The sequence below is a fragment of the Streptomyces mauvecolor genome (genome assembly GCF_039532965.1).
In the GTDB taxonomy this organism is placed as follows: Bacteria; Actinomycetota; Actinomycetes; order Streptomycetales; family Streptomycetaceae; genus Streptomyces; species Streptomyces violascens.
In genome coordinates this window covers 120,544-135,260 of sequence record NZ_BAAASQ010000025.1, presented here as the reverse complement: position 1 = coordinate 135,260, position 14,717 = coordinate 120,544, and the positions used below count along the sequence as shown (strand labels likewise).

12 protein-coding genes are annotated in these 14,717 nt (G+C 72.1%); 8 read left to right on the top strand and 4 right to left on the bottom strand.

Annotated features, from left to right (window positions below; genetic code table 11):
* Positions 1 to 84: 84 nt before the first annotated feature.
* The 3 genes from ABD346_RS30605 to ABD346_RS30595 all read right to left on the bottom strand — a co-directional run bounded on the left by ABD346_RS30605 (position 85) and on the right by ABD346_RS30595 (position 3,093).
* Complete coding sequence (locus tag ABD346_RS30605; protein WP_344379289.1) at positions 85 to 1,323, bottom strand: phosphodiester glycosidase family protein; 1,239 nt, start codon at positions 1,321 to 1,323, stop codon at positions 85 to 87.
* Positions 1,324 to 1,613: 290 nt separating this feature from the next.
* Positions 1,614 to 2,087: a GNAT family N-acetyltransferase gene (locus ABD346_RS30600; RefSeq protein ID WP_344379288.1), complete on the bottom strand. Its 474-nt coding sequence runs from the start codon at positions 2,085 to 2,087 to the stop codon at positions 1,614 to 1,616.
* 31 nt (positions 2,088 to 2,118) lie between these two features.
* On the bottom strand, positions 2,119 to 3,093 hold the full coding sequence (locus tag ABD346_RS30595) for an ArsR/SmtB family transcription factor (RefSeq protein ID WP_344379287.1): 975 nt from the start codon (positions 3,091 to 3,093) through the stop codon (positions 2,119 to 2,121).
* 60 nt (positions 3,094 to 3,153) lie between these two features.
* Here ABD346_RS30595 and ABD346_RS30590 point away from each other — a divergent pair, with 60 nt between their 5' ends.
* The 3 genes from ABD346_RS30590 to ABD346_RS30580 all read left to right on the top strand — a co-directional run bounded on the left by ABD346_RS30590 (position 3,154) and on the right by ABD346_RS30580 (position 6,237).
* Complete coding sequence (locus ABD346_RS30590) at positions 3,154 to 4,371, top strand: MFS transporter (RefSeq protein ID WP_344379286.1); 1,218 nt, start codon at positions 3,154 to 3,156, stop codon at positions 4,369 to 4,371.
* 118 nt (positions 4,372 to 4,489) lie between these two features.
* Positions 4,490 to 5,161, top strand: a complete 672-nt coding sequence (locus ABD346_RS30585) for a hypothetical protein (RefSeq protein ID WP_344379285.1) — start codon at positions 4,490 to 4,492, stop codon at positions 5,159 to 5,161.
* Between the two features lie 65 nt (positions 5,162 to 5,226).
* Positions 5,227 to 6,237, top strand: coding sequence for an SDR family NAD(P)-dependent oxidoreductase (locus ABD346_RS30580; RefSeq protein ID WP_344379284.1), 1,011 nt, complete (start codon positions 5,227 to 5,229; stop codon positions 6,235 to 6,237).
* Positions 6,238 to 6,245: 8 nt separating this feature from the next.
* Here ABD346_RS30580 and ABD346_RS30575 read toward each other — a convergent pair whose 3' ends face one another.
* Positions 6,246 to 7,685 (bottom strand): dihydrolipoyl dehydrogenase family protein, encoded by a 1,440-nt coding sequence (locus ABD346_RS30575; RefSeq protein ID WP_344379283.1) that lies wholly within the window; start codon positions 7,683 to 7,685, stop codon positions 6,246 to 6,248.
* Between the two features lie 125 nt (positions 7,686 to 7,810).
* On the opposite strand from ABD346_RS30575, the gene trxA reads away from it, so the two are divergent.
* From trxA to ABD346_RS30550, 5 genes are all read left to right on the top strand, one after another.
* Positions 7,811 to 8,176 (top strand): thioredoxin, encoded by a 366-nt coding sequence (trxA, locus tag ABD346_RS30570; protein ID WP_053725340.1) that lies wholly within the window; start codon positions 7,811 to 7,813, stop codon positions 8,174 to 8,176.
* A 291-nt stretch (positions 8,177 to 8,467) separates the two neighbouring features.
* On the top strand, positions 8,468 to 8,998 hold the full coding sequence (locus tag ABD346_RS30565) for a hypothetical protein (protein WP_344379282.1): 531 nt from the start codon (positions 8,468 to 8,470) through the stop codon (positions 8,996 to 8,998).
* Between the two features lie 499 nt (positions 8,999 to 9,497).
* Positions 9,498 to 11,675 carry a hypothetical protein gene (locus ABD346_RS30560; protein WP_344379281.1) on the top strand — a complete coding sequence of 726 codons (2,178 nt, stop codon included), beginning with the start codon at positions 9,498 to 9,500 and terminating at the stop codon, positions 11,673 to 11,675.
* Positions 11,676 to 11,775: 100 nt separating this feature from the next.
* Complete coding sequence (gene pelF / locus ABD346_RS30555) at positions 11,776 to 13,314, top strand: GT4 family glycosyltransferase PelF (protein WP_344379280.1); 1,539 nt, start codon at positions 11,776 to 11,778, stop codon at positions 13,312 to 13,314.
* Positions 13,311 to 14,699 carry a hypothetical protein gene (locus ABD346_RS30550; RefSeq protein WP_344379279.1) on the top strand — a complete coding sequence of 463 codons (1,389 nt, stop codon included), beginning with the start codon at positions 13,311 to 13,313 and terminating at the stop codon, positions 14,697 to 14,699. The genes pelF and ABD346_RS30550 overlap by 4 nt, the downstream gene beginning before the upstream one ends.
* The last annotated feature ends 18 nt before the right edge of the window (positions 14,700 to 14,717 follow it).

The following is a 14,717-nucleotide window of genomic DNA, read 5'->3' as shown; positions in this document are numbered from 1 at the left end:
CCATGTCCTCACCCCCTTGCCTGGCTCCTCCTGGCTACCGGACGACCGTACGCCTATTTGCACATCTGCGCAAATAGCGGCTCGTCACTTCGCGTAGACGGCGACGAAGTCCCTGGTCGCCTGGTTGTAGTAGCGCTCCGGCGGGTTCTCGAAGTCGAGGATGTTGGTGGGCTTCGGGTTGGCCGGGTCACTCGTGGGGTCGTAGCTCATGAAGGAGGGCCAGGCGCGGTTCATGTCGAGCGGCATCGCGCGCACCGCGCCCGCCTGCTGCATGAGTTCGGCGAGCGTCCGGGCGGTGAGGGCCTGGCCGACGACCATGATGACGTCGCCCTGCGCGGTCACCCCGACCCCGGAGCGCGGCACGAACATCCGGCTCTGGTCGGTGGCGCCCCACTTGGAGTCGACGTCGATGTCCGGCACGACCCTTCCGTTGTCCACCATGAGCTCCAGACACTGGCGCACGCCGACCACGTCGCGCGTCATCCGCATGTCGCGGCCCCACTTGCCGATCCCGATCGAACCGTCCTTGTAGAAGACCTCCGCCGCCGCGCCGTCCCGCAGCTCGCCCGCCGTCTCGCCGTCGAGGTAGAAGCCGCCGCGCGAGCCGCCGTCGGTGACCTTGAAGCCGCCGTTCCAGGTGGCGAGGAGACCGGTGCGCTTCCCCTTGGGGACGTTGGGCGGCACGGAGAAGCTGCCGCCGGGCTCGCGCACCCCGGGGTGCAGTTCGAAGCGTGCCTTCTTGCCGCTGATCCAGGCGATGGCCGCCTGGTAGGAGGTGTGGTCGCTGTCGGGCCGCACGTAGGTGCCCTGCACCACGGGTTCGCCGTGCGCGGTGCTCAGCACCCGCCACACGCCCTCGCCCGGCAGCGCCGGGGTGACCCGCGACGGCATCGAGGCACGCAGCGGCACTTCGTGGTGCCGGACCGGCATGGCGGGCGCCGTCGCCTTCATGCGGGCCAGCGCCTCGCTCGGCAGGGAGCCGCCGACATGGGGCGGGTCGAGTTCGTACTGCAGGTTCTCCAGCTTGTCGACGACCGCGCCCAGTTTGTGCTCGCGGGCCCAGCCGGCCAGGCGGGCCTCCGTACTGTCGTCACCGGGGTAGGTCAGCGCCTCCCCCACCGAGTAGCCGACGGCGCCGACGCACAGCAGGCCGGCCGCGAGTGCCCCGCGGGTGGCGAGCCTGCGCCGTTTGGGCTGATGCGGCCTCCGTGAACCCTGGCGCCGTCGGCCGGCCGATGCCGCGCCGGGGGGAGCCGCCGCGTCCGGTCCGTTCCCCTCACCCTGAACACCGCCGTCGTTCGGCCGTCCCGCGCTGTGCGCCATGTCGCCCTCATCTCGGCCTGCTCGGGGCCTCGCGGCCCCATCGCGCGGAGGTATCGCCCCTCCACGGGCGGCAGCCGTGAGCGGTCTGCCATGCCGAATCACAACTTAAGCCTGCTTTTCCGACATATCGACCGGTGTCAGGCGACCGGATTACCCTCCGGCCACCGTCGACTCGCACTACGCCGAGTGAGGTGATGGCGTTTCATCCGGTGCGGACGGAGGCCGGTCGCCGGACAGCGCAGCCGGAGACGCGCCGTCGGCCTCGTGCGCGACGCGGCCGACAACTTCCTTTAGCCCGTGGTGAGTTCGAGCTCCGGGCGGTCCCACATCACGGCGGGCGGACGGGCCGCCACGGTGCCGGTCCGCCTCGCTCCCACACTGAGGTAGAACCCCTCGGCGGGCGGATGCGAGACGATCCGCACGCTGCCGAGCCCGGCCGCGCGCGCCTCGTGCTTCATGTGGGCCATGAGGAGGCGGCCGACGCCGAGGCCCTGGGCGCTGTCCGCGACGAACATCAGGTCCAGTTCGGGCGGGTTCAGGATCAGCGCGTAGAAGCCGAGCACCCGGCCGTCCCGGCCGACGGCGACGTACACCTCGTGGGTCTCGATGTAGTCCTGTCCCACCCGGTACCCGGCGATCATCGGCGCATACGGGCCCTCGTAGGCGCTGGAGGTACGCACCAGGTGGGTCAGCCGCTTGGCGTCGCGCGCGGTCGCCCGCCGGACGCTCACCCCGCGGTCCCCATCCGTAACACGTGCGTTCATAGGGAGAGTATTACTCACGGCAGGCGAGGCCTCATCCCCCGCCCCCCGGCGCCGCGACCAGGACGTCCCCGGCCGGGGTCCGGTAGTAGAGCACCGACCGGCCCGTGCGGCGCCGCCCCACCAGGCCCGCATCGAGCAGGATCTTGAGGTGGCGGCCCACCGAGCCGAGGCCCTGGCCCGTCAGCGCCACCAGGTGGCTCGTGCTCTTCGGGGTGTCGAGCAGCACGAGCACCCCCGCGCGGGCCGGTCCGAGCAGCGCACCCAGGGCCCGGGGCGCCGCCGCCCGGCCCGATTCGGCGAGCGCGCCCGTGCACGAGTACACGACGGCGTAGTGCCCCCGGTCGTCCCAGGTGACCCAGCACGGGCGCGGGGTGACCGGCAGGAACAGGAGCTGGGCCGCCGAGATGTCCTGGGGCGGACGGTCGTGCACATTGATCTGGAGCCGGCTCCCGCCGAGCCAGCGCATCCCGGGCCGCATGTCGTCGAGCACCGCGGCCCAGCCGCCCCGGCTCAACTGCCCGGTGCGCGCGATGATGTCGGCTTCCATGACGCGGCGGCGGCGCGGCCAGTCCGGGAGCACGATCCGCGTCCACAGCCAGTCGAGGAGGTCCGCCGTGCGGTCCGCCAGATCGGCGCGGCGCAGCACGGCAGGGAGCGGGCCGCCGATCGTTTCGGCCAGGTCGGCGTGCACGGTTTGCGCGGGAGTGGCACGGATCTCCGCCAGTTCCTCCTCGAAGGACCGCTCGCCGTCGCCGGTCGGCGTGGGCACGAGGTAGTCCGCGGTCCAGCGGGCGCTGCGCACGGCGCGCACGAGCTGTGCGGTCACCGGATCGGCAGCCAACCGAGCACGGAAGACAGGCAGTTGGGCATCGAGCCAGGCCCGCTCGCCCGGATGGTGGGCGGTCGGGGCGAGCAGCGCGAAGAGCGTCGCGGTGGTCTCGGCAAGGGGCGAGACCACGAACCGGCTGCCCGCGAGCGTGTCCGCGCCGACCTGCCACCACCCCATGGTTTCGCCTCCCCGCGAAACAGTAACGCCCTCGCCGCGCGGCCCCCAAGACTCCCCGTCATGCCTTCCTATCGGGAACTCCTGCGCACGCCGGAGTTCACTCCCTTCTTCCTCGTCTCCTCCGTCCAGGTCGCCGCGTCGACGGTGAGCGGGCTGGCGCTCGCCACCCTCGTCTACGCGGCGACCGCCTCGCCGCTGCTCTCCGCGCTCAGCATGTTCGGCGCCTCGTTCACCCAGGTGATCGGCGCGAGCCTGCTGATGTCGGCGGCCGACCGGCTGCCGCCGCGTGCCGCGACGACGGCGATCGCGCTGGCCTTCGCCGCCGGCACCACCCTGCTCGCCGTCCCGGGCCTGCCCATCGGTGCCGTCTTCGCGGTCCTGCTCTGCCAGGGCCTGGTCGCCTCGGTCGGCGGCGGGGTGCGTTACGGGCTGCTCGACGAGATCCTGCCGAGGGAGCGCTATCTCCTCGGCCGCTCGGTGCTCAACATGAGCACCGGCGCCATGCAGATCTGCGGGTTCGCCGTCGGCGGCGTCCTGGTGACCGCGCTCTCCCCGCGCGGCACCCTGCTCGCGGGCGCGATCCTGTACGCGAGCGCCGCGGCCGTGGCCCGCCTGCGGCTCGCCCGCCGCCCGCCGCGGGTCTCGGGGCGCCCGTCGATCGCCGAGACCTGGAGAGTCAACTCCCTGCTGTGGTCGTCGAGTTCGCGGCGCCGCCTCTATGTCGGCCTGTGGGTGCCGAACGGTCTGATCGTCGGCTGCGAGTCCCTGTTCGTGCCGTACGCACCCGATCACGCGGGCCTGCTCTTCGCCTCGGCGGCCGTCGGCATGCTGGCCGGAGACACCGTCACCGGCCGCTTCCTGAAGGCGAGTTGGCGGCGTCGATTGCCCATGCCGCTTCTGCTGCTGCTCGCCGTTCCCTACCTGGCACTCGCCCCGCACCCTCCCCTGCCGCTCGTCGTCGCGGCCGTGACGCTCTCCTCCGTCGGATACGCGGCGAGCCTGCTCCAGCAGGAGCGGCTCGTGGCACTGGTCCCGGAGGGCATGACGGGCCAGGCCCTCGGGCTGCACTCCTGCGGCATGCTCACCTTCCAGGGCATCGGCGCGGCCCTCGCGGGCACGGTCGCCCAGCGCACATCGCCCGGGACCGCCATGGCGGTGATGGCCGTCGCGTCGATCACCGTCACGCTCGTCCTCGCGGCGGGTTCAGGCCGAATTCGCGGGCCCCGCCGACCTGTTGAGGGCGGGTGTCCCGCACCGCAGATGGTGTCCGAGGCGTAGGGGAGGCGTGGCCGATACCGCGTGGTGTCGGCAGGACAGGGGGGACACGGGGTAGATAAGGGTCATGACCGACCATTTTCTTTCGCCTGCTCTGTACGTCTTAATGATCGTTCTGGTCATGAAGGTCATGGACGGGCTGCCGCAGCGGACGTTCAGCCTGCGCAAGCCGCCGAAGGTGGCGATCGGGCTCTGGCTGCTCGTGGCGATCCCCTCCCTGCTCCAGTTCGCGTTCCCCCAGATCTACGACACCCTGCACCGCGACTCCGGCTTGATCATCGAACACGGCCAGTGGTGGCGGGTCTACACCTCGTTCATGGTGCAGGACGGCGGGGTAGGCGGAACCGCGTTCAACCTCTTCGTCCTGGCCCTCATCGGCTTCGCCGCCGAGCGCGTCTGGGGCACCCGCTTGCTGCTCGCGTTCGTCCCCGCGCTCATGCTCGTCTTCAGCGTCGACACGTTCCTGGTCCACGGGCCTCCCGGCGGCGGCAACTCGGGGCTCACCTTCCGGCTCGCCACCAGCATCGCCGGGCTCGCTCTGCTCATCCGCCCCGGCAGGCGCCACTACCTGCTGGCCGCCGCGATCGTCGTCGACGGCGCGGTCCTGCTGCTGCTCGGCGACGGGCACGGCGAACCCATGATCACCGGCATCGTCGCGGGCCTGATCGCCGCTCTCGTCCAGCGCCGTTGGCCGCGCGTGTGGCAGCCCGTCGCGGCCGACCCCGATGCGCGAGCCGGCAAGCCCGAGCCCGAGGAGACACCGGAACCGGAGAGCGACTTGGAGGGCCGCTGAGACCAACCGACCGACAGGGGAGGCGAGTTGACTGAGAGCGCACTTCAACTCCTAGGTTCGTCACCATGACGAACTCTGAACAGCACACCCCTCAGCACAAGATCGGATCAGGTTTCGGCGCCCGGAGCACCACCGCGGACGTACTGGCCGGGACCGATCTCACCGGGAAGCTCGCGGTCGTCACGGGCGGCTACTCGGGGATCGGCCTGGAGACGACCCGCGCACTCGCCGGGGCGGGGGCCCGCGTCGTGGTCCCCTCCCGCCGGCTCGACGTCGCCGAGGCGGCCGTGGCCGGGATTCCCGGCGTCGAGGTCGACACGCTGGACCTCGCCGACCTCGACAGCGTGCGCGCCTTCGCCGACCGGTTCCTGGCCTCCGGCCGCTCCATCGACGTCCTGATCAACAGCGCCGGGGTCATGGCCTGTCCGGAGACCCGGGTCGGACCGGACTGGGAGGCCCAGTTCGCGACCAACCACCTCGGGCACTACGCGCTGGTCAACCGGGTGTGGCCGGCGCTCACGGCGGGCGGCGGCGCCCGGGTCGTGGCGGTCTCGTCGCGGGGTCACCAGCTCTCTGCCATCCGCTGGGAGGACCCGCACTTCGCGCTCGGCTACGACAAGTGGCAGGCGTACGGGCAGGCGAAGACCGGCAATGTGCTGCTGGCCGTGCACCTCGACGCGCTGGGCCGGGGCGCGGGCGTACGGGCGTTCTCCTTGCATCCCGGCGAGATCCACACCCCGCTGGTGCGCCATGTCTCGCCCGAGGAGCGCATCGCGGCGGGCTGGGTCGACGCGCAGGGCAACTGGTCGTTCGACTTCAAGACGCCGGAGCAGGGCGCCGCCACCCAGGTGTGGGCGGCGACCTCCCCGCAGCTCGCGGGTCTGGGCGGCGTCTACTGCGAGGACTGCGACATCGCGGAACCCGCGGCGGCGGGCGCGGTCGGCGCCGCCGACGGCGAGCTCGACCGCGACGCGCTCACCAGCGGGGTGAGCCCGCACGCGACCGACCGCGAGCAGGCCGCCCGGCTGTGGGCGCTGTCGGCCGAGCTCACCGGCGTCGACGCGTTCGCGGCCTGAGCCGCGCTTCATCCCCGGTACGTCTCCAGGAGGCGCAGCCACACCTCGCTGATCGTCGGGTACGACGGGACCGCGTGCCACAGCCGCTCCACGGGGACCTCGCCCGCGATGGCGACGGTCGCCGAGTGGATCAGCTCGCCGACACCGGGGCCGACGAAGGTGACGCCGAGCAGGACGCCCCGGTCCTCGTCGACGATCATGCGGGCCCTGCCCGTGTAGCCGTCGCCGTAGAGGCCGGCGCCCGCGACACCGCTCATGTCGTAGTCGACCGAGCGCACCCGGCGTCCCGCGGCCTCCGCCTCGGCCAGGGTGAGCCCGGCCGAGGCGGCTTCGGGGTCGGTGAAGACGACCTGGGGGACGGCCGTGTGGTCGGCGGTCGCGTTGTGGGCGCCCCAGCGGTCGCTCTCCAGGACCGGGGTGCCTGCGGCGCGGGCCGCGATGGCCGCCCCGGCGATCCTGGCCTGGTACTTGCCCTGGTGGGTGAGGAGCGCACGGTGGTTCACGTCGCCGACCCCGTACAGCCAGTCGCTGCCCTCGACGCGGCAGGAGTCGTCGACGGGCAGCCAGGAGCCGGGGTCGAGGCCGATGGTCTCCAGGCCGATGTCGTCGGTGCGGGGCGCGCGGCCGGTGGCGAAGAGGATCTCGTCGGCCTCCAGGCGTTCGTCGCCCTCGGGGCCGCGCACCGACACGGTCACCGCGCCGGTCGCCACATTGCGTACGACGTCCGTGACCGAGGTGTGGGTGCGCAGCTCGGCGCCCGCCTCGCGCAGCGCGTCGGCGACCAGCTCACCGGCGAAGGGCTCCATCCTCGGCAGCAGGCCCTCGCCCCGCACCAGCACGGTGACCTGGGCGCCGAGCGCCTGCCAGGCGGTCGCCATCTCGGCGGCCACCACTCCCCCACCGACCACCACGAGCCGGCCCGGCACCTCCTGGGCACTGGTGGCCTCGCGGCTGGTCCAGGGGTTCACGTCGGCCAGGCCCGCGAGGTCCGGGAGCTGGGCCCGGCTGCCGGTGCACACGGCGACGGCGTGCCGGGCGGTCAGGACGTGGTGCTCGCCCTCGGGGCTGGTGACGCTGACCTTGCGGGTGCCGTACAGGCGGCCGTGGCCGCGGTAGAGGTGGGCGCCGATGCCGTCGAGCCAGGCGACCTGGCCGTCGTCCTTCCAGTGGGAGGTGTACGCGTCGCGGTGGTCCAGGACCGCCCGGGCGTCCAGCGGGCCCTGCACGGACTGGCGCAGTCCCGGCACCCTGCGTGCCTCCGCGCGGGCGACGACCGGGCGGAGCAGCGCCTTGCTGGGCATGCAGGCCCAGTACGAGCACTCGCCGCCGACCAGCTCGCTCTCCACCACCGCGCAGCTCAGACCGGCCGCCCGCACCCGGTCGGCGACGTTCTCGCCGACCGGTCCCGCGCCCAGCACCACCACGTCGTATTCCTCGGCTTCCGTCATAGGCACAGTCTGGTGGGCGGTGTACTCCGTGGCCACAGGGGCACACGCCAAGGACGGAATACCGCGGCGGCGCACGCGGTTGTGCGAGGCGGTCCCACCCCCGGGGCCGGGAAGAGGTGTGAATGATGGCGACTGTCGAGCTGACCAAAGAGAACTTCGACTCGGTCGTGTCCGAGAACGGATTCGTGCTGATCGACTTCTGGGCCTCCTGGTGCGGCCCGTGCCGTCAGTTCGCCCCGGTGTACGAGGCCGCGTCCGAGCGCCACGACGACCTGGTCTTCGCAAAGGTGGACACGGAGGCCCAGCAGGAGCTGGCGCAGGCCTTCGACATCCGGTCGATCCCGACGCTGATGATCGTCCGCGACAACGTGGCGGTCTTCGCGCAGCCCGGCGCCCTTCCCGAGGCGGCCCTGGAGGATGTCATCGGCCAGGCGCGCGGCCTGGACATGGACGAGGTCCGCAAGTCGGTCGAGGCGGCGCAGCAGAAGTAGCCCCGGTTCTCCCTCTCATCACGGCCCCCTCCCCGCCCACGGGAGGGGGCCGCGGCGTTGTCCGGGGCGGAATGCGCCATTGCTGGGCACGGCGGGGAGCGTCGGTTACCGGTCAGCCACCTGTGCGGGCCCACCGGTCGCACCTCCGCACGCTGTACATGAGGTGCGGTCAAGATGCCGACCGGCGCCAATGCACGGCCAGTTCACACCCACAGGGTTCGAGCCAGGAAGTGCTCCACAATGTGGTGATCCAGCGGACGTTCCGTGTGCTTCCTCCTACTCTCCGTCCTCATGCGAATCACACACCTGAGGCGTTTCGGCCTCGCCACGGTCCTTGCCTCCTCCCTCGCCCTCTTCGGCATGAGCCAGTCCGCGAGCGCCGACACCGCCGATGTCAGCTTCAGCGCCGACCAGACGGCGGCCACCCCCGGCGGCACGGTCAATCTGAAGATGACCTTCACGAACAACCAGACCACCGATGTGTGGTTCGTCTACCAGTCGGTCCAGCCGACCTGGGCGACCACCCAGCGCCCGGACCTCAAGTACTCGCTCGCCTCGTGTACCGGTGAGGGCGTGACCTGCACCGGGACCGGCACCACCTCGATCGGCGTGAACTACTCCGTCCCGGTCGCGCCGGGCACCAGCCGCACGGTCACCATTCCGGTGCAGGTGGCAGCGAACTCCGGCTGCAACGGCAACATCGCGTTCTACTCGTACGTCTACTACGAGTACAACGACAGCCAGAGCCACAAGGACGGCGTCTTCAACTCCCCGACCATGCGGGTCAACTGCGCCACCCCCGCCCCGTCCGGCGCTCACTGACCAACCCTCGGCCGCGCCTGTCCGCGGCCCACGGATGCCGGTCGGCCCCTCCCCCCGGGTCGGCCGGTTTCGTGTGTCCGGAATCAAACATCCACGGCCCGCATTCGAGTGAATGTTTCGCTCGCGTGGCCGAAAACCGGATACGTCCCGGAAAGCCGTGTTGTCTGGACCATTGGCGGTTCGCGCCGTCGTGCGCCCCCCGCCCCGAAAGCGGTTACTCCGCCGGGCCGCTCCGATTTTCCCGCCCCGGCACACCACGCCGAGACCGTCCTGAAACCCGCACATTTTTCTGTGCACCGGTCTGCGCCCCACCACAGCGGCCACGGTTTTTCGTCATGTTTCACAGTAGCCACTCGAAAACTCCTCGAAGGGCCGCACTATGTGACGCGTCAGAGCGGAACGGCGGGCCCTTCGCATCAGGGCGTGCCCGTTCCGTCGTGCAAGGGGTCCGCGCAGGCAGGGGAGCCGAACGGACCTCCAGGGGAGGGGACTTCACCGCGTGAAGCGGAACACACACCGCAGCAGACACCTCACCGGCCTGGCCGTCGGCGGAGTGCTGCTCGCCACGGGCTTACCGGCGGCGCCGGCGTACTCGGCGACGCCCGCGCCGCGCATCGACCTGAAGGTCCTCGTCGTCTCGGACGGCGGCCCCGCCACCGAGGCCATCACCGCGGAACTGGACGGCGAGGGCACTCCGTACACCGTGGTCGACCTGGAGCAGTCCGGCCGCCCCGTGATCGACGCGGCGTTCCTCGCCGACACCGTGAACGGCACACCCCGGGCCAAGTACCAGGCCGTGGTGCTGCCCAACGACAACCCCTTCCCGACCGGCTCGGCCGAGATGGCCGCGCTCGCCGTCTACGAGAAGTCGTATGCGATCCCGCAGGTCGACGCCTACACCTACGCGCGTCCGCAGGTGGGTCTGCAGCCCGCCGCCTCCAGCGGCTACAGCGGCTCGGCGGACGGCTTCAAGGCCCAGGTGACGGCGGCCGGCCGCAGCACCGGCCCGTTCGGCTACCTCAACGGGAGCGTGCCCTTCGAGGACAACTCCCCCTCGGTGAGCGAGAGTTACGCCTTCCTCGCACAGCCGGCCGCGGGCGCGGACTTCACGAGCTACGTCGAGGCTCCGATCCCCGGCAAGGCGGGCAACGGCACCCTCGTCGGCGAGTACCGCCACGACGGGCGACGGGAGCTGGTCGTCACCTTCGCGTACAACCAGTACCAGGAGCAGTTCAAGCTGCTCTCCCGGGGCATCGTCGACTGGATGACGCAGAACGTGCGGCTCGGCGCCTCGCGGAACTACTTCGCGGTCCACGTGGACGACGTGTTCGCCGGTGACGACCGCTGGGACCCCAACCTCAACTGCACGCCGGGCGACGTCGACTGCCCGCCCGGGCAGGGCGTCGAGGACTCGATCCGGATGACCCCGGACGATGTGAAGAACGCGGTCGCCTGGGAGAAGTCCCGGGGCTTCACGCTCGACCTCGCCTACAACGGCGGCGGCAGCGTCGAGTACCGCGAGAACCACGACGGGGCCGACGAGCTCGCCGACCAGCTGGCCCTGAACAAGGGCGACTTCCGCTGGATCAACCACACCTACGACCACGCCTTCCTCGGCTGCGAGCAGAACGTGTCGGTCGTCCCGTGGAAGTGCGCGACCAACCCGGACGGCTCGACGAAGTATGTGAGCCAGACCGAGATATCCAAGGAGATATCCGACAACCAGCAGTGGGCGCAGGGCTTCGGACTGCCCGTCGAATCCGATGAGTTGATCACCGGGGAGCACTCCGGGATGAAGCTCCTGCCGCAGCAGCCGCAGGACAACCCGTACCTGGCTCCCGCGCTCGCCGCCAACAAGATCGACTGGCTCGGCGCCGACATGTCGCGCGACCCCGAGCAGCGCCAGGTGGGCTCCGCGCTCACCGTCGCCCGCTACCCGATCAACATCTTCTACAACGCGGGCCATGTCTCCGAGCAGGTCGACGAGTACAACTGGATCTACACCAGCCGCGCCCAGGGCGGCAGCGGCCTCTGCGACGACCTGCCCAACACCACCTGCCTTCCCGCGCCGCTCAGCACGACCACCGGGTACACGGGCCACATCGTTCCCCTGGAAACCCAGGTCGCGCTCGGCCACGTCCTCGGCAACGACCCGCGGCCGCACTTCATCCACCAGTCCAACCTCGCCGAGGACCGCATCGGCTATCCCGTCCTCGACGGGGTGCTCGACCAGTACAAGACGCTGTACGCGGCCAGTGCCCCGCTGGTGAACCTGCGGATGAAGGACATCGGCGCCGAGCTGCGCAACCGGGGCGCCTGGAACACCGCCGTGAAGGCCGGTCAGGTCACCGGCTACCGGATCGGCGACAGCGTGACCGTGCAGGCCCCGGCGGGCGTGGCCGTCACCGCGACGATGCTCAACGGCACCAACCAGGTTCTGGGCAGCGGCAGTTCGGCGTTCGGCCAGGCCTACGCCGGGAGCGTGTCCGGCTGGGTGTCGCCGCAGACCGGGCAGAGCAGCGTCTCGCTGGCCCTCGCGCCGGCCCCCGCCAGAGCCCTGGCACCGCAGTCCCGCCCCGCGCCGTCCGCCGAGCGCGCGACGCCGCAGAGCGCACCGCGCACGCCGGTCCCCACCGGTGTCAGCAAGCCGGTTCCGTACAGCGCCGAGCGGCGCTGACACCGGTCCGCCGAGGTTCCGGACGCCCGCCGCCGCCGCGGCGGCGGGCCGCCGGGCCGCCTTCACCACCCACCGCTCTCTTCAGCCGCGGAGCGCATGCATGCACGTACCACACCGCGCGCCGCGCTCCGGCGCGGCGCGGGTCACCCTGCTCACCGAGGGCACCTATCCGCACAGCCACGGCGGGGTGAGCGTCTGGTGCGACCAACTCGTCACCGGAATGCCCGACATCGACTTCGACATCATCGCGGTGACCGGCACCGGCCGCGAGCCCACCGTGTGGGACCTCCCGCCGCACGCCTCCGAGGCCGTCTCGGTCCCCATGTGGGGCCCCGCCCCCGCCGGTTCGGCCCCGCGCGGCCGCCAGGAACGGCGCCTGATGACGGCGTACGAACGCTTCCTCACCGCATTGCTGGATCCCGCGGCGGAGAGCGGGTTCGGCCCGGCGCTGTACGAGATGGCCCGGGCCGCCCGGGACGGCAGGCTCAGCCCCGCCCTGCGCGGCGACCGGGCGATCCGGGTCATGACCGAGGTGTGGAACCGGCCGGGGCTCGCCGTGCGCGAGGCCCGGCCCACCCTGCACGACGCGGTCACCGCGACCGGGCTCCTGGAACACGCGCTGCGGCCGCTCGCCGCGACCCCGCCGAGCCAGGGCGTCTCGCACGCGGTCAGCGGCGGAGTGGCCGTCCTGCCGGGCCTGGTGGGAGCCGAACTCCACGGCGTACCGCTGCTGTTGACCGAGCACGGGGTCTATCTGCGCGAGCGCTATCTGGGCTACCGGACCGCCCCGTACCGCTGGCCCGTCAAGGCGGTGCTGCTCGGGTTCTTCCGGCTGCTCGCCGAGGAGACGTACCGGCGGGCCGCCCTGATCACGCCGGGCAACCAGTACAACCGGCTGTGGGAGGAGCAGGGCGGGGCCGATCCCCAGCTCATACGCACGGTCTACAACGGGGTCGACCCGGCGGCGTTCCCGCCCGCCGGACCCGAGCCCGCTACCCCAACTCTCAGCTGGGCAGGGCGAGTTGACCCCATCAAGGATCTGGAGACGCTGATCCGCGCCTTCGCGAAGGTGCGCAGCGAACTCCCCGAGGCCACGCTGCGCCTGTTCGGCGGCACGCCCCGGGGCGGCGAGGCGTACCGGGAGCGGTGCGAGGCTCTTGCCGACTCGCTCGACCAGGGCGGCGCGGTCACCTTCGAGGGCCGCGTCGACGACATCAGGGACGCCTACGCCGCGGGCAACGTGGTCATGCTGTCCAGCATCAGCGAGGGCTTCCCCTTCACGTTGATCGAGGCGATGAGCTGCGGCCGGGCCACCGTCTCCACGGATGTGGGCGGGGTGCGCGAGGCGGTCGGCGAGACCGGGCTCGTGGTGCCACCGCGCGACCCGGACGCGATGGCCGCGGCCGCCCTGGAACTCCTCGGCGACCCGGTGCGCCGGGCGGCCATGGGAGAAGCGGCCCGGCTGCGCGTCGTCGAGCAGTTCACGCTGCGGCAGACCGTCGACACCTTCCGGGCCATCTATCTCGAACTCTCCGTACGCGGCGGGGCAGTTGCGCCGGTGCGGCGAAGAGAAGACAGCGCGGACACCACGATGGCCCTGCGCCTGGTCCCCGCCGAGCTGAGCCGGGTGGCGGGATGAGCGGGCCCATCCGTCTGGAGCCGCCCGACGGCCGCGACGACACCCTGACGCTCCGGCTCGCCACCGAGTCCACGATGACGCTGCGCCTGCCGGGCCGGGCGCCCGCGCGGACGGCCAAGGACACGGCAGTGGACCGGCTCGCCGCCGAACTCGCCGAACAGATAGGGCCCGCGGTGCACGCCTACGAGGTCGCGGCGCTCTTGGAGTCCGAGGGCCTGACGGCCCAGCAGATCGCTGACGAGTACGGTCACCGCAATCTGTTCGCGCTCGCCGAGGACCTGTACCGGCGGGTGCCGCGCAGCTTCCCGGAGCCGCCCGCGGCCGCCGATCCCTGGAAGCCCGACCCGGTCCGCTGCGCGCTGCGCGGCGCCCTGTTCGCACTGCCCGGGCTCGCCTACCCGCTGACCGCCCGGCTGTGGCAGAGCGACCGGGCGGTGCTCGCCCTGGTCGTGGCGGGACTCGTGTCGTGGGCGTGGGGGCAGGGGCTCGGGCACCGCGCCTATCTGCGGATGGCCTCGGGCCGGGCCGAGGCGGCCCGCACACTGATGGCGGGCGCACCGCTCGGCGCACTGCCGGCCTGTGCCACGGGCTTCGCGATCGTGGGGCCGAGCAAAGCGGCGTTCTTCGTGGCCGGACAGTCCTGCTATCTCGCGGCGGCCGGGATCCTCCTGGTCCTGGCGCGCGAGCGGCTCCTGCTCGGCGCGCTCACCCCGATCATCGCGGGGGCCGCGGTCCTGCCGTTCCGGGAGCCGGGCTCGCTGATGCGGGTGGGGCTGTGCGCGCTCACCCTGATCCTGGTGGTCGCGGCCGTCGGCCACTGCCTGCGGGAGGCGCTGAAGGAACCCGCCGCGACCTCTTCGGCGGCGCCCCGGCTCGTGGCCTCACTGCCGTACGGGCTGTTCGGCCTGGCCGCCGGTGTGCTCGTGGCGTTCGCCGGGCAGCGCCATCCGCTCGCGGTGATCGCGCTGACGCTCAGCATGGGCCCCGCCGAATGGCTCCTCTACCGCTACCGGGGCCTGTCGGTCGCGGCGCTGCGGGCGACGGCCACCCCGGCCGCGTTCCGCCGGCGCTCGGCCGCCGTCCTCGGCGGCTGCCTCCTCGTCTATCTGCTCCCGCTGTTTCCCGCGGCCCTGCTCACCGGGGCCGAGCCCGCGCCCCTGCTCGCGCTCGCGGCACTGCTGTGGACGGCGCTGCTGCTCCAGGCGTTCGGCATCGCCTGGCCGCCTGCCGCCGTCAGCCTGGCGGCCGCGGCCGGGGTCGCCTCGGCCGGGCTGCTCGCACCACCGCCGGGCCCGCTCACCGAACTGCTCTGCTGCGCGGCCGCCGCCCTCACCCTGGCCGGCACCACCCTGCACCTGCTCGGGCGGCCGACCGCGCACGCCTGACCCGTACCGCGCCCCACC

Excerpts from the sequence above, each read along its gene's own strand:
- ABD346_RS30605 (WP_344379289.1), bottom strand. The coding sequence starts at position 1,323 with ATGGCGCACAGCGCGGGACGGCCGAACGACGGCGGTGTTCAGGGTGAG.
- ABD346_RS30600 (WP_344379288.1), bottom strand. The coding sequence starts at position 2,087 with ATGAACGCACGTGTTACGGATGGGGACCGCGGGGTGAGCGTCCGGCGG.
- ABD346_RS30595 (WP_344379287.1), bottom strand. The coding sequence starts at position 3,093 with ATGGGGTGGTGGCAGGTCGGCGCGGACACGCTCGCGGGCAGCCGGTTC.
- ABD346_RS30590 (WP_344379286.1), top strand. The coding sequence starts at position 3,154 with ATGCCTTCCTATCGGGAACTCCTGCGCACGCCGGAGTTCACTCCCTTC.
- ABD346_RS30585 (WP_344379285.1), top strand. The coding sequence starts at position 4,490 with ATGAAGGTCATGGACGGGCTGCCGCAGCGGACGTTCAGCCTGCGCAAG.
- ABD346_RS30580 (WP_344379284.1), top strand. The coding sequence starts at position 5,227 with ATGACGAACTCTGAACAGCACACCCCTCAGCACAAGATCGGATCAGGT.
- ABD346_RS30575 (WP_344379283.1), bottom strand. The coding sequence starts at position 7,685 with ATGACGGAAGCCGAGGAATACGACGTGGTGGTGCTGGGCGCGGGACCG.
- trxA (WP_053725340.1), top strand. The coding sequence starts at position 7,811 with ATGGCGACTGTCGAGCTGACCAAAGAGAACTTCGACTCGGTCGTGTCC.
- ABD346_RS30565 (WP_344379282.1), top strand. The coding sequence starts at position 8,468 with ATGCGAATCACACACCTGAGGCGTTTCGGCCTCGCCACGGTCCTTGCC.
- pelF (WP_344379280.1), top strand. The coding sequence starts at position 11,776 with ATGCACGTACCACACCGCGCGCCGCGCTCCGGCGCGGCGCGGGTCACC.
- ABD346_RS30550 (WP_344379279.1), top strand. The coding sequence starts at position 13,311 with ATGAGCGGGCCCATCCGTCTGGAGCCGCCCGACGGCCGCGACGACACC.